Here is a 21,149-nt window from a genome sequence, read left to right on the forward strand (position 1 = left end):
GCATCGGTGATAAGCAGGAAGTTCCCCGTCAGCCCGGCCCCTCGCCGCCTTGAAGGGAAAACTCCTTGGCGTGGGTGGAGCCGAAGGCGAACTGCTGCAGCTCGCGCAGATAGGCCAAGTCCACCCCGGGCCCGCCGCTGGCTTCGCTGCTGAGCGCGACCTTCAAATCCAGCAGCCCCTGTGTCTGGTCGAGGAAGTTCGGGGCGGAAAGGACCACCCCATTCGGGTCAATCCGGCCATCGGTTTTGTTGAACTGGAAGTCGAAGCCATCCCGAGAGGCCTCGGCCATTATGGTGATCGAGCCCTGGACCGTGACCGTGAAGGGGGCGGACTGGCTGGGCTCGGTCGTGTGCAGGAACGTGGTGGTAAGGCCGATGGTCACATGGACGCCGGGTGCCGAGGCCCGGCCTGGCAGCGGCCCCCATGCGGCCTGTGCCGCCCCGGCTGCGAGGGTGAGCGCCGCGGCGAGAAGCGCGCCGATGGATCTTCGCTGCATGGAGTCCTTCCATCACACGCGGGGAGGGTAGCATTCCCCTTCATGGGAGGGGTAACCGGAATCCGTCCGGCGGTGGCGCGTCCTGTCTTGCACCGCTTGCCTCCTCCGGCGCCGCACCCGGCACGGCGGCCGCGTTCGCGAAAAGCACCTTCAACAGCGCGATGGCGAGCGTGACCGCATCCTCTGTGCCTTGTTCCCAATCGGAAATGACCCGCACGGCTTCCATGAGCATCTCGCTAGTCATCCCTGGCGGGAGCGTGAAGATGCTGACTTGTATCGGCGAGGTCGTTTGCGGAACCGGCGGGCGAACGCTATAGCAGTAAGGGCACTTACCGAAGTAGTCCGAGCACCTCGCGCAGTTGGTGGTGGTATGCCGTCTGGCGAGAGGCCGGGGAGACCCAGCGCCGCGCCCTCCGCACCCAGGATCGTGATGCCGCCCAGCGGGCGCTAGACGACTTCAAGCGCGTCCTTGCCCGCCCGACCGACACCGTGGCCGGCATCTTCGCCGCCTACTTGGCCGACAAGGGCAAGCCGCGCGCCGAATGGGCCTGGGCGCGGCTGCGCGACACCTTCGGCGCCCTGCGTCCCGATCGGGTTACCCGCCCCGCCTGCCGCGACTACGCCAAGGCCCGCCGGGCACAGGGCGCCAGCGATGGCACCATCCAGGGGCACAATCCCGCCAGCGGCGCGACGGTCGAGCTGCCGTCGAAGCCGCCGCCCAAGTCGCGCCACCTCACCCGGTCCGAATACCTCGACCTGTTGAACGCCGCCACGACGCCGCACGTCCGGCTGTTCATCATCGTGGCCCTGGCCACGGCCGGGCGTATGGGGGCGGTGCTTGGATCTGACCTGGGATCGGGTGGATTTCGAGCGCGGGGTCATCATGCTCGCCAACGGGGCGCAGACCCGCAAGGGCCGCGCCACCGTGCCGATGACCGACACAGCCCGCCGGGCTCTACTGGAAGCCTACGCCGCCCGCACGACTGATCACGTCATCGAATTCGGCGGGAAGGCGATGGGAAGGATCCGCAAGGCCTTCGAACGCGCTGCCGAGGCGGCCGGGCTGGCCTGGGTGACGCCGCACGCCCTTAGACATAGTGCTGCTGTGTGGATGGCCGAGGCGGGAACGCCCATGGCGCAGATCGCGCAGATGCTCGGGCACACCAACGAGAAGATCACATTCTCGACCTACGCCCGGTTCAGCCCCGCCTATCTGCGTGGCGCGGCCAGTGCGCTGGAGGTGGGGTGAGCAGTCTTGCCAATCGCGCACTGTGCGCTGCGGGGGCTAAGTCCTTGAAACGGCTGGTCGGAGTGAGAGGATTCGAACCTCCGGCCCCTGCGTCCCGAACACAGTGCTCTACCAGGCTGAGCTACACTCCGGCGCCGTGCGCGAGGCTCTAGCGGCAAGACGCACGACGCGCAAGCGGGGGAGGCGCCCTACCCCTTCGCGAGACCCGCCAACATGGCCTCCCGCGCCTCCGCCGGCAGGAAGAAGAAGGTGAAGACGTAGGGCCCTTCGGCGCCGAACACGGCCGGGTCGGGGCTGGCGCGCTGCATGGTGGCGGCATCGAACGCGGGAAGGGGGCGCAGCCCGTCCAGGAAGAAGAACCCCGCATAGCCCAGGCTTTCCAACAGTGCCGGGACGGCGCGGGTGGAGCCGGGGGCGTGGCGCTCCTCCACCTCCACCGACAGGACGGGGCGGCAGCGGCGCAGCGTGTCGGCACCGCCGCGCAGGATCGCTTCCTCCGCCCCCTCCGCATCCAGCTTCACCGCCACGAGGTCCGTCAGGGCCAGCGAGTCGAGCGTGACGACGGGCACGACATGCTGCTGCACCGTGACGCCGGAAAAGCCGCGGTAATCCTTGCTGGTGCTGGCCCACTGCTCCTGTGCCACGCCGTCCAGCATCGGCAGGCTGAGCATGGCCTCGCCGGGGCGCTCGCCCAGCGCTTCCGGCCGCAGCTCGATGTTGGATCGGCCGGCACAGGCGGCGGCGAGGCGCGCGAAGGCGCTCGGCAGCGGCTCGAAGGCCAGGACGCGGGTGCCGGGTAGCTCAGACAAGGGAAGGGCCAGCAGCCCATCATGCGCGCCGATATCCAGGATGGTGCCGGGGCGGTGGAGGCGGCGATGGAAGGTAATCTCGTCCATCAAAGATCCAGCACACCACGCCCGACCGGCACCACCCCGCCTCCGACGCGGACACGGATCCTGCCGTCATCTTCCCGCCGGGCAGCGAGGCGAAGCTGGCTGGGGCGGTGCATCTCGATCCCCTGCTCTACCTCCAGCGCGAGGGCAGAACCGCCATTGACCTCCAGCAGTAGCCCGGCGAGGGCGCAGTTGGCGCTCCCCGTCGCCGGGTCCTCGGCAATGCCGGCCAGGGGGGCGAACATGCGCGCCCGCCGCCGCCCGATGCCGAGGGGCGTGTGCAGCAGGAGCCCGACCACCTCGGGAAGCACGCGCCTGAAAGCAGCCACATCCGGCATGGCGGAGGAGAGCAGCGCGGCATCCTCCACCTCGGCCAGAGCGAAGGGCGTGCCGCAGCCTGCCACCAGCGGGACATGGAGGTTGAGGTGCAACGCCCCCACGGAAAGCCCAGCGCAGGCGGCGACCGCCTCTGGGTCCAAAGCGTTGCCCAGGGCCAGCGGCTTCGGCGCCTCGATCTCCGCCTCGCTTCCCGACACCTCCGCCACCACCACCCCGGCCGCCTGACCCAGCCGCAGAACCCCTTCACGGCCCAGGCGCCGCGCCAGCAGCGCCGCGGCGCCCACATTGGGATGGCCGGCGAAGGGCAGTTCCCCGAAGGGGGTGAAGATACGGAGGAAGGCATCTTGCCCCGCCTCGCGCGGCGCGAACGCGAAGACCGTCTCGCTCAGGTTGAACTCCCGCGCGATGGCCTGAAGCGTCGCGTCGTCCAGCGCCTCCGCGCCATGCACGAGGGCAAGCGGGTTGCCGCCGAAACGCGTCGTGGTGAAGACGTCCGCTGTCTCGAACTCAAGCGGCATCGGCGGAGGCCCCGCGGATGGCGGCTTCGAGGGCACGGATGCCCGCGGCCTCGCCCTCGGGGTGGTTCCAGACGGCGCCCACCACCGCCAGGAAATCCGCACCAGCCCGCACCAGCGGGCCGCAATTCGCCGCGGTGATCCCGCCAATGGCGACGGAGGGGATCTCCATCATCTCGCTCCACCATTCGAGGAGGTCCGTCCCGGCCGTGTGGACGGTCTCCTTCGTCGTCGTGGGGAAGAAGGCGCCGAAGGCCACATAGTCGGCGCCGATCTCGCCCGCCTCCATGGCGAGATGGCGGGACGCGTGGCAGGTGATGCCCAGGGTGCGGTCGCCCAGGAGGCGCCGCGCCGCCGCGTGGTCGCCATCGCCCTGGCCGAGATGCGCGCCGTCGCAGCCCGTCTCCACGGCCAGGGCAGCGTCATCATTCAACAGGAACGCCACGTCGCGCGACTGGGCAACGGGGCGCAGCGCGTCCACCGCGCGGCGGATGGCGTCGCGCGGGGCGTCCTTCAGCCGCAACTGCACGCAGGCCACATCCCCCGCATCGAGGGCGCGCGCCACGCGATCGGGGAAGCCCGGCTCCAGCACCGGCGGAGTGATGAGGTAGAGGCGGCAGCGCGTGTCCATGCCCCGACCTTCGCCCGTGCCGCCCCCGCGCCACAAGCCCGGTTGGGAACCCCGGCGGGGGCCGGGCGTTCCCCGCCCGATATCAACGAACCGGAGGCCACCATGGACACGCGACGCATCCTCGAACAATTCACCGGCCACCGCGCAGGCCAGAGCCGGGGCGGGCTGGAGGAGTTGCTGGGCGGGCTGCTGGCCGGGCGTGGCGGCACGGGCGGCATGAGCGCCGGCGGGATGCCGGGCGGGGGCGGACCCGGCATGGGCGGGCTCGGCGGCATGCTGGACGCGCTCGCAGGCGGATCCCGCAGCAGCACGGGCGCGTCGGGCGGCGGTCTGGGCGGGCTCGGCGGAATGTTGAACCCCCCCATGGGCTCGGGCATCGGCGCCGCGGCGGCGGGCGGGCTGCTCGGCTCGCTGCTGGGCGGCGGGCGCCGGGGCGGCGGGTCGGGGCTGCTGCGCCTGGGCGGCCTCGCCATCCTGGGCACGCTGGCGCACCGCGCCTACCAGGCTTGGCAGGAGCAGCAGGCGAGCGCCGCCGGCAAGGCCCCGCCGCCCGCCCCGCCGGCCGCGGCGGAAGCCACGCCCGACTCCGCAGCCGCGGACAACCAGCCCTTCGGCCTCGCGGTGATCCGGGCGATGATCGCAGCCGCCAAGGCCGACGGCCACATCGACGCGCAGGAGCGCGAGCGTATCTTCAACGAAGTGGAGCGGCTGGAGCTCTCCAACGAGGAAAAGGGCTTCGTGTTCGGCGCGCTGGAAGGCCAGGCCGATCCACGCGCCATCGCCGCGCTCGCGAAGACGGAAGGGCAGAAGGCGCAGATCTACCTCGCCTCCCGCCTCGTGGCCGAGCCGGACACGGCGGCGGAGCGTGCCTGGATGGAGGCTCTGGCGCATGAGCTTCGGCTGCCGGGCGGGCTGCAGCAGCAGCTGGACCAGCAGGCGAAGGACGCGGCTGCGGCGGCCGCCCAGGCCGGGCTCTAGGCCCGGCGCTGGAGTGCAGGACCGGGGTCTAGTCCCGGTCCGGGGAAACGGGGCCGGGCCGCGATGCCCGGCCCTTCGTCAATTGGCCTGGTACTGCGGATAGGGGCCGGGACCCCAGCCCGGAGGCGGATAGGACGGGTCGCGGGTCGGCGGGTCATCCCAGGGCAGGCGGCGCGGGTCGCGCTGGTAGCCATAGGAGGGCGGCGGGACGTAGCCCTGCGGCGGCGCGTCGCGATAGGCATAGGGATTCGACGGCGCGTTCCAGGAAGGGGGCGCCTCATAGCCATAGCGCTCGCGGCGGTTCTCCCAGTCCCGGCGATTGTTCCAATCGCGTCGGTTGTCCCAGTCGCGCCGGTCGCTCCAGTCGCGGCGATCGTCCCAGTCACGCGGCCTGGACCATTCGCGGGGCGGCACCGGCGGTGGAACATAGGAAGGCGCGGGCGCAGCATAGGGGCCTGACCCCCAGGCCGGGGCGCCCCCATAGGCGGCCTCATCGGCCACGCAGCCGGCCAGCGCCAGCGCGGCAATGGGAAGGACGAAAACTAGGCGGGACATCGGGATGGTTCCTCCGGGCCTATCTCCGATGCAACGCCGCGGACGCGGCGCGGTGGTGGCGGCGCCGTGGCAGGATCAGGGCGCGTCCAGCCGCTTCTTCGCCAGCATCACCTCCGCATCCTCCTCCGAACGCGACAGGGTGAAGCCCAGGCGGCGCGCGAAGGCCAGCATGGGCGCATTGTCGGCGAGGATGTGGCCGGTCAGTTCCCGGAGCCCCAGGGAACGGCCCCACTCGATGGCGCGGTCCATCAGGTGGCGCGCCAGCCCTGTCCCCTTGGCCGAGGGCGCGACCACCACGGCGAATTCCGCCCCCTCCCCGCCCGGCTCGCGGATCAGCCGCGCCGTGCCATGCGTGGCGCCGTCGTGCTGGGCCACGAAGGCCATCTCCCGGTCGTAGTCGATCTGGGTGAGGCGGGCGAGCAGCGCGGGCGGCAATTCGCGCATGGTGGAGAAGAAGCGGAAGCGCACATCCTCGGGCGGCAGGGCGCGGAACAGCTTGCCCTGCGCCTCGGCATCCTCCGGGCGGATGGGCCGGATGAGGAAGCGCCGCCCGTCCCGCGCCATCCATTCGGATTCGAGATGCGCCGGATAGGGCTGGATGGCGAGCAGCGCCGCCTCGCCCGCTGGGCGCAGGGTGATCGCTGCATCGGCGGCCACCGCGCCCCCCGCATCGGCAAAGAGCGGGTTCACCACGACGCGCGCGATGACAGGGAAATCCACCGCCAGCTGCGACAGCCGCACCAGCGCGTCGGCGATGGCAGGCTCGTGCACCGGCGGCCGGTCGCGATAGCCGGGCAGAAGCCGCGCCAGCCGCGTACGCGCGATCAGCGCATGGGCGAGCGGCAGGTTGAGGGGCGGGAGGTCGAAGGCCTCGTCCTGCGCAAGATCGGCGGCGGTGCCGCCCTGGCCGAAGCCGATCCAGGGGCCCCACATCGGGTCCTCGTCGAGGCGCAGGCGCAGCTCCATCGCCCGGCGCGGCATCTGCCGCTGCACCAGGAATCCCGTCAGCTTTGTGCCGGGGGCGCGCCGCGCCACCTCCTCCGTCATGGATTGCGCGGCGGCGCGCAGCGCGGCCTCGGCGCGCAGCCCGGTGACGACGCCGCCCGCCTCGCTCTTGAAGCGCAGCAGGGCGCGGGCCTTCAGCACCACGGGGAAGCCCAGCGCCTTGGCGACCCGCACCGCTTCCTGCGCGTCGCGCGCCACGCGTCCCGGTGCCGTGGCGATGCCATAGGCGGCGAGGATGAACAGCGCCTCGTCCTCGAAGAGCCGGTCGCGCCCCTCCGCCTGCGCCGCATCCAGGATGGACCGCACTGCATCGCGCTCGGGCGCGATCTCCAGCAATTCGGCGGGCGGAAGCTCGGCGGCGGCGGCGCGGTTGCGGCGTTCCCGCGCCAGATGCACCGCACCGCGAATGGCGGCTTCCGGCGTCGCGAAGACAGGCAGCCCGGCCTCGGTCAGGGCGCGGCGCTCGTCATGCGCGCTGGCCTCGCCGACCCAGCCAAGCAGGATCGGCGCGCCGCGATTGCCGCGCGCTGCCTCCACCAGCGTCGCAGTGGGCGCTGGCTCGTCCGTGGGCGCATGGACCGCGATCACCGCATCCACCCCCGGCAGGGCGGCGAGGCGCTTCGCCTCCTCTGCCAGCGCGACGCCGGGACTTGGGCCGAGGGAATGCGGGTTGCGCACGCCTGTCTCCGCGAGGCGCAGCCCGTGTGCCACCGCCGCGTCGGCGGCAAGGCGCGCCAGGCCGATGCCGTTGGACAAGATGGCGACGCGATCGCCCTCGCCGCGCGGACGGGCGCGTGCCAGCGTCTCTGCTGCCGCCAGCCATTCCTCCAGCCCGGCCGCACGTAGCACGCCGGCGCGGCGCAACGCCGCCTCCATCACCGATTCTCCGACCCCTGAAGGATCGTCGAGGCGTGCGCCTGGGCGCAGCGCCAGGACGGGGCGGGTGCGCGCCGCCGCCCGCGCCGCCGAGACGAAGCCGCGCCGGTTCTTGATGCGCCGCAGTTCCAGCAGGACCAGCGCGGAGCGCGAGTCGCGCGCCAGCCAGTCGAGCCCCGACGCGAAGCCCAGATCGTCATTCGCGCCGATGCCGATGATGTGGGAGAAGCCCAGCCCCTCCGCCGCCGCCCAGTCCAGCACCGCCCGCGCCACCGCCGAGGATTGCGTCATCAGGGCAAGGCGTCCGCGCGGCACCGGGATGTGCGACAGCGTGGCGTTCAGCCCCAGATGCGGCAGGGCGAGGCCGAAGGAGCGCTCGCCCAGGGCGCGCAGCCCGGATGCGCGCGCCAGGGCAGCGAGGTTCGGCGCGGGAACCGGCACGACGGCGGCGTGGCAGCCCGCCTCGGCGACGCGGCGCAGCGCCTCCCCCATCGCGTCGGGCGCGACGCTCACCACGGCGAGGTCCGGCGGTTCCTCCGGCGGCGCGTCCAGGGCGAGGCGGCCGGTGAAGCCGCCGGCAAGGAGGTTGCGGCGCAGGATGGCGCTTTCCGGCAGCTCCGGATCGGCGATCAGCCAGGCCGAGCGGGGACTGAACAGCGCGATGTCTCGGAAGCCCTTGCCTGGGCGGCCGGTGAGGATCAGGGACATGGCTTCCAGTCTATGCGACGCGGGCGCAGGATGCCGCCATGAGTGATCCGCGCCTCGATTCCGAAATGGCCGCCTTCTCCGAGATGATGGCGGAGCGGATGGCCGCGCAGCCCGCCATCATCCTGCCGAATCCGCCGCGTTCCGCGCCTTTCGACAAGCTGCGCCGCCTGAATGACGGCCCGCAGGAACCGCTGGCCGAGGGCGGCCCGCAAATGGCGGAGACGCAGGAGATGTGGTGGCCCATCCGGGGCCGGCGGATGCTGGTGCGGATGCACCGTCCGGTGAGCGCCGCCAAACTGCCGGTGCTGGCGTATTTCCATGGCGGCGGCTGGGTCTGGGGCTCCATCGACACGCATGACCGGCTGATGCGCGCCTATGCCGCCACATCCGGCTGCGCCGTGCTCGGCGTGGACTATGCGCTGTCGCCCGAGGCGGTGTTCCCGCAAGCGCTGGAGGAATGCGCCGCCGTGCTGCGCCACATCGCGGAGCAAGGCGAGCAGCTTGGGCTGGACGCGTCGCGCATCGTGCTGGGCGGCGACAGCGCCGGCGCCAACCTCGCTGCCGCGACCGCGCTGCTCAATGCCGAGGCGGCGGAGCCGGTCCCGCTGCGCGGCCTGCTGCTGAATTACGGCGTCTTCGACCATGACCTCTCGACGCCCTCCTACCGCGAATTCGCCGATGGCTACGGGCTGACCGAGGCGAAGATGCGCTTCTATTGGGATGCCTATTGCCCCGACCCGGTGGCGCGGCTTTCCCCCCTCGCCTCGCCCCTGCGCGGCGATTTGTCGCGCCTGCCCTCCACGCTGCTGCACATCGCCGAGCTGGACGTGCTGGCCTCGGAGAACCACGCCTTCGCCGAGCGGCTGCGCCAAGCCGGTGTGTCGCTGGAGATGGAGGTCTTCCCCGGCACGGTGCACGGCTTCCTGCGCGCGCTGGGCCATGTGGGCGCCGCCGACCGTGCGGCGGAGGCGGCGGGGCGCTGGCTGCGGGCGCGGGTGGGGTAGCGCGCACAGCCCCCGCGGGGCACCTTGCGGCCGGACCACCGCCGGAGGAACCGCCATGAACCTGTCCCGCATGCTCGCCGCCCGCGCGGCGGAGGGCCGTCCCGTGACGGTGGGCGTCATCGGCGCGGGCAAGTTCGGTTCCATGTTCCTTGCCATGGCGACGCGGCGGCCCGGCATCCAGGTCGCCGCCATCGCCGACCTCTCCCCTGCCCGCGCGCGCGAGAATCTGGAGCGCATCGGGTGGGAGAAGGAGCGTGGGGCGGCACGCAGCCTGGACGACGCGCTGGCGCGCGGCACCACCTTTGTCACCGAGGATTCTTCGGCGGTGAACGACCCGCGCATCGAGGTGGTGGTGGAAAGCACCGGCAACCCCGCCGCCGGCATCCGCCACGCGCTGGCGGCCATCGAGGCGCGGCAGCACGTCGTGATGGTGAACGTGGAGGCCGACGTGCTGGCCGGGCCGGCCCTGGCGGCGCGTGCGGCGAGGGCAGGCGTCGTCATCTCCATGGCCTATGGCGACCAGCCCGCCCTGATCTGCGAGATGGTGGACACGATCCGCGCCATGGGTCTGCCCGTCGTCGCCGCGGGCAAGGGCACGAAGTACCTGCCGCGCTTCCACGAAAGCACTCCGGAGACGGTCTGGGGCTACTACGGATTGTCGCCGGAGGATGCGGCCAAGGGCGGCATGAACCCGCAGATGTTCAACTCCTTCCTCGATGGCACCAAGAGCGCGATCGAGATGGCCGCCATCGCCAATGCCACGGGGCTGGAGCCGCCGGAGGACGGGCTGATGTTTCCGGCCTGCGGCGTGCAGGACCTGCCGCACCTGCTGCGCCCGTCCGCCGAGGGCGGCATCCTGCCGCGCAAGGGCATGGTGGAGGTGATCAGTAGCGTGGAGCGCGACGGCCGTCCCGTCGCCGGCGACCTCCGCTGGGGCGTCTATGCCACCTTCGAGGGCGAGACGGACTATATTCGCCGCTGCTTCAGCGAATACGGCGTGCGCACCGATGACACCGGCCGCTACGCCGCGCTGTGGCGCCCCTATCACCTGATCGGGCTGGAGCTGGGCGTTTCCGTCGCCTCCGTCGCGCTGCGGCGGGAGCCGACGGGGTGCAGCGATTCTTGGCGCGGCGACGTGGCCTCCACCGCCAAGCGCGACCTCAAGGCTGGCGAGGTGCTGGATGGCGAGGGCGGCGCCATGGTCTGGGGCAAGTGCATCCCCGCCACGCGCGCGCTGCGCGAGGACACGCTGCCCATCGGCCTCGCGCATGGGGTGAAGCTGCTGCGCGACGTGCCCAAGGGCGCCGCGCTGCGCCAGTCCGACGTGGCGCTGGATTCGGCGAGCGAGGCGGTGCGGCTGCGGCGCGAGATGGCGGAGGCGGCGCGGGGGGTTCTGGCTGCCGAATAGCGAGGCTAGCCTCTCGGCCACGCAAGAAGGGGGAATCGTCCATGCCCAGCCTGTTCGACCTGTCCGGCAAGGTCGCCATCGTCACCGGCGGAAGCCGCGGCATCGGCCGCGCCATCTGCGAGCGCCTCGCCGAGCACGGCGCCAAGGTCGTCGTCAGCAGCCGCAAGCGCGACGCCTGCCAGGAGGTCGTCGACACCATCAAGGCGCGCGGCGGCGAGGCCATGGCGGTGGCCTGCAACATCGGCCGCAAGGACGAGCTCCAGGCGCTGGTGAACGAGACGGTGCGCGCCTACGGCCAGGTGGACATCCTGGTCTGCAACGCCGCGGTGAACCCGTATTTCGGCCCGTCCCAGGACATCCCGGACGAGGCCTATGACCGCATCATGAACTCCAACGTGCGGTCGAACCTCTGGCTCTGCCAGATGGCGATCCCCGGCATGGCGGAGCGCGGCGAGGGGAGCGTCATCATCGTCTCCTCCATCGGCGGGTTCCGCGGCTCGCCGCGCCTCGGCATCTATGGCGTCTCCAAGGCGGCCGACATGCAGCTGGCCCGCGCCCTGGCAGTGGAATGGGGGCCGAAGGGGATCCGGGTGAACAGCATCGCGCCGGGGCTGGTGAAGACCGACTTCGCCCGCGCGCTGTGGGAAGACCCGGTGAACCTGAAGAAGCGGACCCGCGACACGCCACTGCTGCGCATCGGCGAGCCGGACGAGATCGCCGGCGCCGCCGTGTTCCTCGCCAGCAAGGCCTCGGGATTCATGACCGGGCAGGCAATGGTGATCGATGGCGGCGTGCTGGCCGGCCCGCCGCTGGTCGAGGAGGAGTGAGGGGCGGGAGGCCCCTCCCCTTCACAGATTCTCGGCGATGTAGGGCGGCAGGTTGAAGGCGCCCACATGGATCTCGGGCGTCCAGTAGCGGGTCTGGCCCAGGATGCCCGCCTTCTCCGCCCGCGCCTTGATCGTCGCCGCGTCATGCGTGCGCAGCTTGGCGTCCTTCGCCGCCCAGCCCAGCGTCATGAAGCCGCCGACATAGGTCGGCACGGCGGCGACATAGGCCCAGGTGTCGGGGAAGGACTTGGCGCGACGCTGGTTCGTGTCGCGCAGCTCATCCGCCTGCATGAAGGGCACGCCGCACTGGTTCACGATCAGCCCGCGCTCCGAGAGCAACCGCGCAGCGTTGTGGTAGAACTCCTCGGTGAACAGCACCTCGCCGACGCCGATCGGGTCGGTGGAGTCCACGATCACCACGTCGAAGGAGCCGGCGGGGGCGGTGCGAACGTAGTCGATGCCGTCGCCTACGATCACCTCGGCCCGGGGGTCGTTCCAGGCATCGCCGGCGATCATCGGCATGTGCTCCTTGGCCAGCCGGATCACCTCGCCGTCGATCTCCACCATCACCGCCTTCTCGACGTTGCGGTGCTGCAGGACGCGCTTCAGCACGCCGCCATCTCCGGCGCCGATGACGAGGACGCGCTTCGCCTCGCCATGTGCCAACAGAGGCACGTGGGTCAGCATCTCCTGGTAGACGAATTCGTCGCGCTCGGTGATCTGCACGACGCCGTCCAGCAGCATGACGCGGCCGTGGCTCGGGCTTTCGAAGACCATGATATCCTGGAAATCGCTCTTCACTCGCGCCAGCTCGCGCCCCACCAGGAAGCGCTGGCCCCACTCGGCGTAGAGCGTCTCGTTCACCCAGGAATCCGTCGCCATCATTGATCTCCGTGTGATGGAAATGGCCGCGTCATGAAAAAGGCCGGACGTTGCCGCCCGGCCCTCTTTGTTCCGACCTCGGTCCGGCTTTAGCCGACCAGGCCGCGCTTGTGCTCGGCAAGCTGCACGCGCTCCGGCAGGAAGCCGCGCTTCAGGTGCTCGATCGCCTTGTACGGGTCGCAATCGCCGCAGACGAAGATGTCCAGCGCCGCGTAGTCACGCTCCGGCCAGGTGTGGATGGAGACGTGGCTCTCGGCCAGCACCAGCACCCCCGACACCCCGCCATTCGGCGAGAAGTGGTGGAAGTGGCCATGCAGGATGGTGGCGCCGGTGGCGATCGCCGCTTCGCGCAGCACCGCATCGATGTGGCCAGGGTCGTCCAGGTTGGTCGCGCCCCAGAGGTCGATGATCAGGTGCGTGCCGGCATAGCGGACGCCATTGCGCTCGACGAAGTAGTCCTTCTGCTCACCGTGCGAGATGTTCTGGGCGTCGCTCGTAAGCGCATCCCCCAGCCGAACGAGAGTGTCCATCCGGGCAAACCCTTTCCAGTCGGGAAGATGACCTGATCAATCGGCTGTGCGGCCACCGCGGCCGTCGGTTCGATGGGGTCAACGGAGGCGGCATATGGGGCAGTGGAACCCCGGGGTCAAATGAAAATCGGCCTCATCGCCCCGAAAAAAACACGGGGCGCCCCCCCACCGGACGCAAGACTCATCCGGCAGGCAGCGCGGCGGTCCGCAACCGCTCCCGAGAATACGGGAAACTCCGGAAGAGGTTCAGCTCAAGCGCCAAACGCGGGACATCCGCGAGGCCGCGCACCGGATCGGCCGTCAGCGCCCGGAGTGCCTGGGCCAGGGCGGGCGTGGCGATTCGCGCGCCGCGCGACCGATGCAGCGCCACGATTCCGCGCTCGTCTCCCGCCAATGCCAGGAGCGCCGTGACGTGCAGGGGGACGCGCTCCGCCGCATCCGGCAAGGGGCCTCCCACAGGGGTGAGCGTCGCAAGATGGCGGCACAGCGCCGCCGCGGCCGCCGCGCAGTCACAAGATTGGGCGAGGATCACCACCCTTGCCTCGTCCCCGCCGGACCCAGGGCTTCCAGAGCCTCTGTCGCCACGTCGCGCCGGCCTCGCCTCGCCTCGGCCCTTGCGGCGAGAAGGGCGCGGCGCGCCACCAGCGGGGACGACAGCTCTCCACCGCCGGTCGCGGCCAGGGCGGCGGCGAAAGCGCCCCTCTTCCAATAGTCCCATAAGACGATCCGTGGCGCCCGGGGCTTGAGTCATGCGCCCTGCCCTCTTCCTGCTCCGCCTCGCCCTCATTGCCTACGGACAAACGGAGCATTTATCGCCGATGATGCGCAGTCGAAGAACAGGACGCAGCGCAGCCGCAACCGGGCAGAAAGCCTGGGCGTGCCGAACCTGCTGGGGCTGGAGACGCAAACGCGGCGCCTCCTGCCGCGCGGCGCCAACCCGGCGAACCCCGTCTCCGCCACCGGCACGGGCACCAGCGACGGCAACGGACAGGTGCGACGGACCGAGACGATCAACCTTTGCCTCGCCGCAACCATCACGCAGACCCTGCCGAACGGGAACATGGTGGTGCAGGGACGCCAGGAGGTGCGGGTGAACGCGGAGCTGCGCGAGTTGGAGGTGCGCAGCGTGGTCCGCCCACAGGACATCGCCAGCGACAACACGGTGCGGCACGAGCGGCTGGCCGAGGCGCGGATCTCCTATGGTGGGCGGGGCTCCTTGTCCGACATCCAGCAGCCGCGACTGGGGCAGCATTTGCTGGACATCCTCAGCCCCTTCTGAGCGCCAAGCCTATCTTGACCGCAAGCCTTCCAGATAGGCGGAGATCTCGGCACTCTCCGCCTCGCTCAGCCGGCCGGAGATCTCGCGCATCACGCCGGCCACGTCGTTGCGGCGCGCCCCTTCGCGCCAGGCCTGGAACTGTGCCTGTGCATACTCGGCGTGCTGGCCAGAGATCCGGGGGAACAGCGGAGGCAGGCCTGCCGCCTCCGGCCCGTGGCAGTTCACGCAGGCCTGCAAGCCGCGCGACTGGTCGCCCTGCATCACAAGGCGCTCGCCCAGCTCCGAGGGGCGGGGGTCGGTCGTGGCCTCGCCAAAGCGCTGCGCCCCGTACCACGCGGCGACGGCCTGCCGGTCCGCCTCGGACAGGGCCTGCGCGATCGGCGTCATGATCTCGTTCCGGCGCGCCTCGCCGGCATAGTCGTTGAGCTGTTTCAGCAGGTAGGACGGGTGCTGGCCGTCGAGGCGCGGAAATTGCGCGGCGCCGACGCCGCGCCCGTCCATGCCGTGGCAGGAGGCGCAGGGCGCGATGTCGCCCGCGCCGTTCTCCGCAATCTCACGCCCGCGCGATGCGTCCTGCGCGAAGGCGGGAAGCGGCGCTAGCAGCGCCACGGTGAGAAGGAGCGCCCTCATGCCGGCACCAGCGGGCGCCCGGGCGCGCGAAGGTACTGGTCCTTCAGCGCCGCCGCCGTCCAGTAGGCCAATGCGCCGACCGTGTCCGTGGGGTTGTAGGTCGCGTTCTGCGGGAAGAGCGCGGCGCCGGTGACGAAGACATTGGGCACGTTCCAGGACTGCCCGAAGCGGTTCACCGCCGTCTCCGTGGGGTCCGCGCCCATGATCGCGCCGCCCGTGTTGTGCGTGGTCTGGTAGGGAACGACCGACCAGGGGGCGGTGCGGGGCGCCGCCACGATCTGCCGCGCCCCCATGCGCCGCGCGATCTCCACGGCGCGGTCGGTGACGAAGCGCGACATGCGCAAATCGTTCTCGGGAAAGTCGAAGGTGATGCGCGCCAAGGGCTGGCCGTAGGCATCGCGGTAGGTCGGGTCCAGGCTCACGTAGTTGCCGCGGCGCGCATTGCTCTGCCCGTGGCACTGCAGACCACCCGTGTGGTTGTAGTGCCGAGCCACGGCCTGCTTCCAGGCGGCGCCCCAGCGCGGCGTGCCGGGCGGCACCGGATGGAACTCGATGGGCCGCGCCCCCGTGGTGTAGGCGGCGATGTAGGCCCCCCCGACGAAGCCCAGCCCGGTGTGATCGAAATTGTCGCCGGAATAGTCGTCGATGACCGTGCCCAGCGCGCCGGCGCCCATGAACTGGTTGAGGTTCACGTCCTCGTCGAAGAAGAGCGTAACGGCGCTCATCGTCTGGTAGCAGTAGTTGCGGCCCACCTGCCCCTCGCCCGTCGCCGGGTCGTAGGGCGTGCCGATGCCGGACAGCAGCATGAGGCGCGCGTTGTTGTAGGCGAAGGCGGAGAGCACGACGATCTCCGCCGGCTGGATCAACTCCTCGCCCGTGTTCACGTCCACATAGGTCACGCCGGTGGCGTGCCTGCGGTCCTCGCTGAGGTTGACGCGCAGCACGTGGGCGTGGGTGCGCAGCTCGAAATTCGGCTGCTCGCGCAGCGCGGGCAGGACGGTGGTCTGAGGGCTGGACTTGGCGAAGTGCTCGCAGCCGAAGCGCTCGCAATAGCCGCACACCATGCAGGGCTCGAGGCGCACTCCCTCAGGGTTGGTGTAGGCGCGCGTCAGGTTGGCACTGGGCACCTGGAAGGGGGAATAGCCCAGTTCCATCGCTGCCTTGGCGAAGATGGCGCCGAGATAGGCGGGGGCGGTGGGCGGGTTAGGATACTCGCTGGAACGCGGCGCCTCGTGCTGGTTCCCCCCCGGCTGGAGCTGGCCGTTCAGGTTGCCCGCCTTGCCGCTGATGCCCAGCAGCTTCTCGAACCGGTCGTAAGACGGCTCCAGCTCCGCATAGGTCAGGCCCCAGTCGCGGATCGTCAGCTCCTCCGGCACGAAGTCGCGCCCATAGCGGCGCTCGTGATGGGAGCGGAGTTCGAAATCCGCCGCCTGGAAACGGAAGGTCTGGCCGTTCCAGTGCACCCCGGCGCCGCCGAGGTCTGTGCCCGGCAAGAAGGAGCCGAGCTGCCGCATGGGCAGCGCGTGCTGGTCCGGCGTGTTGCGGACCGTCACCGTCTCCTTCGCCACGTCCTGCATCAGCCCGTGGCGCACGGCGAAGCCGAGTTCGTCGTGCATGGAGGGGCCCTGGAAATCCGGCACGGTGTCGCGCGGCCGCCCCCGCTCCAGCCCCACGATGGACAGGCCACTTTCCCGCAGCTCCCGCGCGATCACGGCGGCGGTGAAGCCGAAGCCGACGAAGACGATGTCCTTCTTCGGCAGGGTCCTAGCCACGACGCGATTCTCCCTGCGGACGGCCGTGTCCCTGCCCTGGTGTGTGCTGGTGCCGCGCGGTCTCGCCCATCGGCAGCGGCTCCTCGTCGTACTTCATGCCATGATGCGTGTAGAGCGGCAGGTAGGCGGCATGGGCGCCGGGGAAGCCGATCATGCGCCAGCCCACCATGTCGCGGTTCCCGCCATACTCCGGGTCGGACAGGAAGCCTTCGATCGTGTTGGCCAGGAAGGTCTCGAAGAACACGTCGGAGCGGAATCCGCCGCAATCCACCTCTCCCGCCTCGATCGCGCGCAGGAACGCATCCTGCGCTGCGGGCGCGGCGCGGGCGAAATCCAGCTGCCGCGCTTCCGCCTCGCGCAGGATGGCGGTGAGCGAGGTGCGGTAGAGCTGCGCGGGGTTCAGCGGCAGCTGATAGCCCTGGGTGGGCAGGCCAGGCGCCCAGGGGCCGGCGGCGTAGAAGCGCGCGCCCTGCCCATGCGCGCCGGCGAGGCTCTGGTCGATGTAGCGCACGACGCCAGCCCAGCGCGCGCCGGGCCACTGGTCGTCGGGCGGGATGATGCGGTCCACCGCCGCATCCAGGAAGGCGGCCTCCGGCGCGTTGAGGAAGCGCCACGAGGAGACGGGCTGAACCTCCCGGCTTCCCGCTCGCCACGCGGCGACGGAACCGGCCGGCGGCGCCGCAGGTGCGGCAACGGGCGGCGTGGCCTGCGGCGCGGGCTGCGCGGCGGCCGGCAGCGCCGTCGCTGCCCCGAAGCCGGCGACGCCGCGGAACAGGCCGCGTCGGTCGAGGCGGCTCATGGTGCGCCTCCCGGGGGCGCGGGCGGTTCGCGCAACGCCTCGCAGCGCGCGCGGGCGCGGGGGTCGCCGATCTCGCCACAAAACAGTCGCTGCGGCGAGGTGAGGCGAACGGAGCTCGGCAGGACCAGCCCGCTTCCCGGCTGCTCGGGCCGCGGCACTGGGACCCCCAGTGGCTCGACGCGCTGGCCCGAAGGCACCGACACCGTGGCGATGGAGGAGCGGAGAGGCGCGGGGCGTGCCGTGGTCTGCGGCCCCATGGGTGCCGCGACGCTCTCCTGGCCCTGGCCCCATGCGGGTCCCGCAAGAAGAAGGAGGAGAGGGAGCAGGCGGAACGTCATGGGCCCTCCACGGGCGCAGTCATCCTCGCCGAACGCGGCCGGGAGAGACCGGCTTCGCAACATATGCAATTTCATGCTGAACGGATGAATTCCTCCACCCGCCGATCTGCCCTAGCCTGCCTTCCAAAGAACCGAGGGCGCGATGGCAGACGAGTTCGACTACGTGATCGTTGGCTGCGGCGCGGCGGGATCGCTGCTCGCGGCACGGCTTTCGGAAGACCCCGGGGCAACGGTCTGCGTGCTGGAAGCCGGGCCGCGCGACCGCAACCCGTGGATCCATGTCCCCGCCGGCTTCATCAAGACGCTCAAGGACCCGGGCGTGACCTGGCAGTTCTCCACGGAGCCGACGGAGAACACGGGCGGGCGGCGCATCGCCACGGTGCAGGGGCGCACCCTCGGCGGCTCCTCCTCGGTCAACGGGATGATCTACAACCGCGGCCAGCCGGGCGACCTGGATTCCTGGGCGCAGCGCGGCAATCGCGGCTGGGGCTATGCCGATTGCCTGCCCTATTACATGCGGACCGAGCGGCGCATCGGCTTCGGCAGTCCGGAGCGGCGCGGGCGTGAGCAGGGCATTCCTGTCACCGACATGGACTGGATCCATCCGGTCTCCGAGGCCTTCATCGAGGGCTGCGTCGGCCTCGGCATTCCGCGCAACCCCGACTACAACTCGGGCGAACAGGCGGGGGTGGGCTATTACCAGCGCGCCATCCTGAATGGGCGCCGCGTCTCGGCCTACCGGGCCTTCCTGCATGGCGCGCTGTCGCGGCCCAACCTCAACCTGCGCACCAATGCCCGGGCCTGCGAGGTGGTGCTGGAGGGCAAGCGCGCCGTTGGCATCCGCTACCTCAGCGAGCGCGGCGGCACACCGGTCGAGGTGCGGGCGCGGCGCGAGGTGATCCTGTCCGGCGGCACCGCCAACACGGCGCGGCTGCTCCAGGTCAGCGGCATCGGTCCCGCCTGGATCAAGGACCGGCTGGGCGTCGAGATCCGGCATGCCCTGCCGGGGGTGGGCGAGAATTTCCGTGATCACTACGCCTCGCGCTTCGTCATGCGGGCGAAGCCGGGCGTGCTGACCTTGAACGAGTTGGCGCGCGGCCTGCGCCTCGGCGGGCAGGTGGCGCGCTGGGCGGCGCGGCAGCCGAGCATCCTCGCCACCGCCCCCTCGCACGTCCATGTCTTCTGGAAGAGCTTCGAGGGGCTGGACCAGCCCGACCTGCAATGCGTCTTCACCCCCGGCTCCTACAAGGAGGGGATGGTCTACGTGCTGGACGACTATCCGGGCGTGACGGCGGGGGCATGGCAGCACCGGCCGGAAAGCAAGGGTTGGGTGCGGGCGCGCTCACGCGACGTGTTCGAGGACCCGGAGCTTCAGCCCAACTACCTCTCGGACCCGATGGATGTGCGCGTCCACCTCGCGGGCATGCGGCTCACCCGGCGCATGCTCACCACGCCGCAGATGATGGCGCTGATGGAGAAGGAAACGCTGCCTGGCGCGCAGGCGCAGACGGATGACGAGCTGCTGGACTTCGCCAAGCGCAACGGCAGCACCACCTACCACCTGATCGGCACCTGCAAGATGGGGCCGGGAACCGACCCAATGGCGGTGGTGGATGACCGGCTGCGCGTGCACGGGCTTTCCGGGCTGCGCGTGGTGGACGCCTCCATCATGCCGAGCATGACCAGCGCCAACACTTACGCCACCACGCTGATGATCGCGGAAAAGGCCAGCGACTTCATCCGCGGGCGCGAGGCGGTGGCGGCCTGAGCGTCCCGATATGTGCGGGCGCTACTTCCTCCAGCGGCCCAATGCCGAGACGGCGCAGTATTTCGAGGTGACGGCGGGCGTGCCGAACTGGCCGCCCTCCTTCAACATCGCGCCCACGCAATCCGCGCCGGTGGTGCGGCGCAATCCGGAGACGGGTGCGCGCCACCTGGATGTGCTGCAATGGGGACTCGTCCCCTCCTGGGCCAAGGACGCCAAGGGCGGCGCGCGGCTGATCAATGCCCGCGCCGACGGGGTGGCGACCAAGCCCTCCTTCCGCGAGGCGTTCCGCCGCCGCCGCTGCCTCGTCCCGATGGACGGGTTCTTCGAATGGCATGCGGGCGAAGGCCGCAAGCAGCCCTATGCCGTCGCCCTGCGGAATGGCAGCCCGATGGCGGCGGCGGGCCTCTGGGAGGGGTGGAAGGCGGAGGACGGGTCCTGGCTGCGCACCTACAGCGTCGTCACCACCGATTCGGCGGGGCGGCAGGCGCTGCTGCACCACCGCATGCCCGTGCTGCTGGAGCGCCCGGACTGGCCGCTCTGGCTGAGCGAGGAGGAGGGGGACGCCGAAGCGCTGCTGCGTCCGCTTGATGATGGGAAGCTGCGCTTCTGGCCAGTGGACCCGCGCGTCGGCCGTGTCGGCGAGAACGATGCGGCGCTGCTGGAACCCTGGGCGGACGCACCGCCCGTCGCCGGGCTGATGGACGACCGGCCCTGATCCTCAGTCGTCGCGGTGGACTTTTTCCATCCGTTCGTGGCGCTCCTGCGCCTCGATGGACAGGGTGGCGATGGGGCGGGCTTCCAGGCGGCGCAGGCCGATCGGCTCGCCGCTTTCCTCGCAGAAGCCATAGGTGCCCTGGGCGATCCGCTCCAGCGCCTGGTCGATCTTGCTGATCAGCTTGCGCGCCCGGTCGCGGGTGCGAAGCTCCAGCGCGCGGTCGGTCTCGACGCTGGCCCGGTCGGTCAGATCAGGCTCGGCGATGCCGCCGGCGGAAAGCGAGTTGAGGGTGACGCCGGCCTCACGCAGCAACTCGTGCCGCCAGCGGAGCAACTTCTGCCGGAAGTATTCCAGCTGCAGCGCGTTCATGAACTCTTCGTCGTCAGACGGGCGATAGTCAGGCGGGAGGGTGACGACCATGTTGAACCTTGCCTCACCCCGGAAATCAGGCCGACCCGGCGCCAACCCCCACCCCAGGGCGGGCGGACCATAGGGGGAGGCCATGCGCTCGCCAAGTGCCAATCTGCAACAACTGCATGACGTTACGGCGAATATGGATTTCTGCGCAAAGAATAGCGTGCCATTTCAACCTTCGCGCGAAGGCTGATCGCTTCCAGAGCTTCACGCAACCCTGGGTCGTCCCCTGCTTCGCCTCCTACTAGCAACGACAGGCGTGACAGCCTCGACGGGTCTATCCCGCCGCGCAACAGGTCGCGGCGCAGCCCCTCCATCTCCTCGAGCAGGGCGTGTCCGCGACGGCGGGCGGCATCGTCCTCCTCCTCCGGGCTGCGCTTCGCGGCAGGGGCGACCGGCGCGGCACTCCCCGTGGCGGCCAGCGGCGCAGCCTGTGCATCGGGTAGGTGGAACCCCGCCCCGCGCTTGGCTGCTGCAAAGGGCCGTGCCCCCGGGCCGGGGGCGTAGCGGATGCCGCCGATCATCGCCTGCCCATCCC

The 21,149-nt window shown here is 70.7% G+C and carries 25 protein-coding genes and 1 tRNA gene; 9 read left to right on the top strand and 17 right to left on the bottom strand.

The features are described from left to right. Positions 1-28: 28 nt before the first annotated feature. Positions 29-496: a hypothetical protein gene (locus JTJ31_RS16630; RefSeq protein WP_207539853.1), complete on the bottom strand. Its 468-nt coding sequence runs from the start codon at positions 494-496 to the stop codon at positions 29-31. A 40-nt stretch (positions 497-536) separates the two neighbouring features. Further along, positions 537-728 (bottom strand): hypothetical protein, encoded by a 192-nt coding sequence (locus JTJ31_RS16635; protein ID WP_207539854.1) that lies wholly within the window; start codon positions 726-728, stop codon positions 537-539. A 257-nt stretch (positions 729-985) separates the two neighbouring features. Here JTJ31_RS16635 and JTJ31_RS24705 point away from each other — a divergent pair, with 257 nt between their 5' ends. Both JTJ31_RS24705 and JTJ31_RS16640 read left to right on the top strand, forming a co-directional pair. Further along, on the top strand, positions 986-1,483 hold the full coding sequence (locus JTJ31_RS24705) for a hypothetical protein (RefSeq protein ID WP_236020380.1): 498 nt from the start codon (positions 986-988) through the stop codon (positions 1,481-1,483). Then, positions 1,380-1,745 (top strand): tyrosine-type recombinase/integrase, encoded by a 366-nt coding sequence (locus tag JTJ31_RS16640; protein ID WP_236020361.1) that lies wholly within the window; start codon positions 1,380-1,382, stop codon positions 1,743-1,745. Before JTJ31_RS24705 ends, JTJ31_RS16640 begins: the two co-directional genes overlap by 104 nt. Before the next feature lie 54 nt (positions 1,746-1,799). On the opposite strand, the gene JTJ31_RS16645 is transcribed toward JTJ31_RS16640, so the two are convergent. The 4 genes from JTJ31_RS16645 to thiE all read right to left on the bottom strand — a co-directional run bounded on the left by JTJ31_RS16645 (position 1,800) and on the right by thiE (position 4,123). After that, a tRNA-Pro gene (locus JTJ31_RS16645) sits at positions 1,800-1,876 on the bottom strand. A gap of 57 nt (positions 1,877-1,933) precedes the next feature. Beyond that, positions 1,934-2,641: an FkbM family methyltransferase gene (locus JTJ31_RS16650; RefSeq protein WP_207539856.1), complete on the bottom strand. Its 708-nt coding sequence runs from the start codon at positions 2,639-2,641 to the stop codon at positions 1,934-1,936. Next, positions 2,641-3,495 carry a PhzF family phenazine biosynthesis protein gene (locus JTJ31_RS16655; RefSeq protein ID WP_207539857.1) on the bottom strand — a complete coding sequence of 285 codons (855 nt, stop codon included), beginning with the start codon at positions 3,493-3,495 and terminating at the stop codon, positions 2,641-2,643. The genes JTJ31_RS16650 and JTJ31_RS16655 overlap by 1 nt, the downstream gene beginning before the upstream one ends. Continuing rightward, positions 3,485-4,123 carry a thiamine phosphate synthase gene (thiE, locus tag JTJ31_RS16660; protein WP_207539858.1) on the bottom strand — a complete coding sequence of 213 codons (639 nt, stop codon included), beginning with the start codon at positions 4,121-4,123 and terminating at the stop codon, positions 3,485-3,487. The genes JTJ31_RS16655 and thiE overlap by 11 nt, the downstream gene beginning before the upstream one ends. Before the next feature lie 102 nt (positions 4,124-4,225). Here thiE and JTJ31_RS16665 point away from each other — a divergent pair, with 102 nt between their 5' ends. Then, positions 4,226-5,101: a tellurite resistance TerB family protein gene (locus tag JTJ31_RS16665; RefSeq protein ID WP_207539859.1), complete on the top strand. Its 876-nt coding sequence runs from the start codon at positions 4,226-4,228 to the stop codon at positions 5,099-5,101. Positions 5,102-5,179: 78 nt separating this feature from the next. On the opposite strand, the gene JTJ31_RS16670 is transcribed toward JTJ31_RS16665, so the two are convergent. Beyond that, entirely contained in the window at positions 5,180-5,656 is a 477-nt protein-coding gene (locus tag JTJ31_RS16670) for a hypothetical protein (RefSeq protein ID WP_207539860.1), read from the bottom strand. Between the two features lie 75 nt (positions 5,657-5,731). Further along, a complete protein-coding gene (locus tag JTJ31_RS16675) occupies positions 5,732-8,245 on the bottom strand; it encodes a bifunctional acetate--CoA ligase family protein/GNAT family N-acetyltransferase (protein ID WP_207539861.1) in 2,514 nt (837 codons plus the stop codon). A gap of 38 nt (positions 8,246-8,283) precedes the next feature. Between JTJ31_RS16675 and JTJ31_RS16680 the strand changes: the two genes are divergently transcribed. The 3 genes from JTJ31_RS16680 to JTJ31_RS16690 are packed head-to-tail and all read left to right on the top strand — an operon-like array spanning position 8,284 to position 11,484. Beyond that, positions 8,284-9,249 carry an alpha/beta hydrolase gene (locus JTJ31_RS16680; RefSeq protein ID WP_207539862.1) on the top strand — a complete coding sequence of 322 codons (966 nt, stop codon included), beginning with the start codon at positions 8,284-8,286 and terminating at the stop codon, positions 9,247-9,249. A 55-nt stretch (positions 9,250-9,304) separates the two neighbouring features. Continuing rightward, entirely contained in the window at positions 9,305-10,657 is a 1,353-nt protein-coding gene (locus JTJ31_RS16685; RefSeq protein WP_207539863.1) for an NAD(P)H-dependent oxidoreductase, read from the top strand. 41 nt (positions 10,658-10,698) lie between these two features. Next, entirely contained in the window at positions 10,699-11,484 is a 786-nt protein-coding gene (locus tag JTJ31_RS16690; RefSeq protein ID WP_207539864.1) for an SDR family NAD(P)-dependent oxidoreductase, read from the top strand. 21 nt (positions 11,485-11,505) lie between these two features. On the opposite strand, the gene speE is transcribed toward JTJ31_RS16690, so the two are convergent. From speE to JTJ31_RS16705, 3 genes are all read right to left on the bottom strand, one after another. Next, entirely contained in the window at positions 11,506-12,366 is an 861-nt protein-coding gene (gene speE, locus JTJ31_RS16695; protein WP_207539865.1) for a polyamine aminopropyltransferase, read from the bottom strand. Between the two features lie 89 nt (positions 12,367-12,455). Next, the gene (gene speD, locus JTJ31_RS16700; protein ID WP_207539866.1) at positions 12,456-12,896 is read right to left on the bottom strand and encodes an adenosylmethionine decarboxylase; all 441 of its coding nucleotides are present in this window, start codon (positions 12,894-12,896) and stop codon (positions 12,456-12,458) included. A 181-nt stretch (positions 12,897-13,077) separates the two neighbouring features. Beyond that, positions 13,078-13,428, bottom strand: a complete 351-nt coding sequence (locus tag JTJ31_RS16705) for a hypothetical protein (protein ID WP_207539867.1) — start codon at positions 13,426-13,428, stop codon at positions 13,078-13,080. A 210-nt stretch (positions 13,429-13,638) separates the two neighbouring features. Between JTJ31_RS16705 and JTJ31_RS16710 the strand changes: the two genes are divergently transcribed. Next, positions 13,639-14,175, top strand: coding sequence for a flagellar basal body L-ring protein FlgH (locus tag JTJ31_RS16710; RefSeq protein WP_236020355.1), 537 nt, complete (start codon positions 13,639-13,641; stop codon positions 14,173-14,175). A 9-nt stretch (positions 14,176-14,184) separates the two neighbouring features. On the opposite strand, the gene JTJ31_RS16715 is transcribed toward JTJ31_RS16710, so the two are convergent. The 4 genes from JTJ31_RS16715 to JTJ31_RS16730 are packed head-to-tail and all read right to left on the bottom strand — an operon-like array spanning position 14,185 to position 17,714. Further along, positions 14,185-14,805, bottom strand: a complete 621-nt coding sequence (locus tag JTJ31_RS16715) for a c-type cytochrome (RefSeq protein ID WP_207539868.1) — start codon at positions 14,803-14,805, stop codon at positions 14,185-14,187. Then, complete coding sequence (locus JTJ31_RS16720; RefSeq protein ID WP_207539869.1) at positions 14,802-16,577, bottom strand: GMC family oxidoreductase; 1,776 nt, start codon at positions 16,575-16,577, stop codon at positions 14,802-14,804. The genes JTJ31_RS16715 and JTJ31_RS16720 overlap by 4 nt, the downstream gene beginning before the upstream one ends. After that, complete coding sequence (locus tag JTJ31_RS16725; RefSeq protein ID WP_207539870.1) at positions 16,570-17,376, bottom strand: gluconate 2-dehydrogenase subunit 3 family protein; 807 nt, start codon at positions 17,374-17,376, stop codon at positions 16,570-16,572. The genes JTJ31_RS16720 and JTJ31_RS16725 overlap by 8 nt, the downstream gene beginning before the upstream one ends. Further along, entirely contained in the window at positions 17,373-17,714 is a 342-nt protein-coding gene (locus tag JTJ31_RS16730) for a hypothetical protein (RefSeq protein ID WP_207539871.1), read from the bottom strand. The genes JTJ31_RS16725 and JTJ31_RS16730 overlap by 4 nt, the downstream gene beginning before the upstream one ends. A gap of 142 nt (positions 17,715-17,856) precedes the next feature. On the opposite strand from JTJ31_RS16730, the gene JTJ31_RS16735 reads away from it, so the two are divergent. Both JTJ31_RS16735 and JTJ31_RS16740 read left to right on the top strand, forming a co-directional pair. Further along, positions 17,857-19,482 (top strand): GMC family oxidoreductase, encoded by a 1,626-nt coding sequence (locus tag JTJ31_RS16735; RefSeq protein WP_207539872.1) that lies wholly within the window; start codon positions 17,857-17,859, stop codon positions 19,480-19,482. 10 nt (positions 19,483-19,492) lie between these two features. Then, positions 19,493-20,197, top strand: a complete 705-nt coding sequence (locus JTJ31_RS16740) for an SOS response-associated peptidase (RefSeq protein WP_207539873.1) — start codon at positions 19,493-19,495, stop codon at positions 20,195-20,197. Positions 20,198-20,200: 3 nt separating this feature from the next. Here JTJ31_RS16740 and dksA read toward each other — a convergent pair whose 3' ends face one another. Both dksA and JTJ31_RS16750 read right to left on the bottom strand, forming a co-directional pair. Beyond that, positions 20,201-20,617 carry an RNA polymerase-binding protein DksA gene (gene dksA, locus JTJ31_RS16745; protein WP_207539874.1) on the bottom strand — a complete coding sequence of 139 codons (417 nt, stop codon included), beginning with the start codon at positions 20,615-20,617 and terminating at the stop codon, positions 20,201-20,203. A gap of 122 nt (positions 20,618-20,739) precedes the next feature. Continuing rightward, positions 20,740-21,135 (bottom strand): flagellar assembly protein FliX, encoded by a 396-nt coding sequence (locus JTJ31_RS16750; protein ID WP_207539875.1) that lies wholly within the window; start codon positions 21,133-21,135, stop codon positions 20,740-20,742. Between the last annotated feature and the right edge of the window lie 14 nt (positions 21,136-21,149).

This window comes from Sabulicella rubraurantiaca (assembly GCF_017355885.1).
Lineage (GTDB): Bacteria > Pseudomonadota > Alphaproteobacteria > Acetobacterales > Acetobacteraceae > Roseococcus > Roseococcus rubraurantiacus.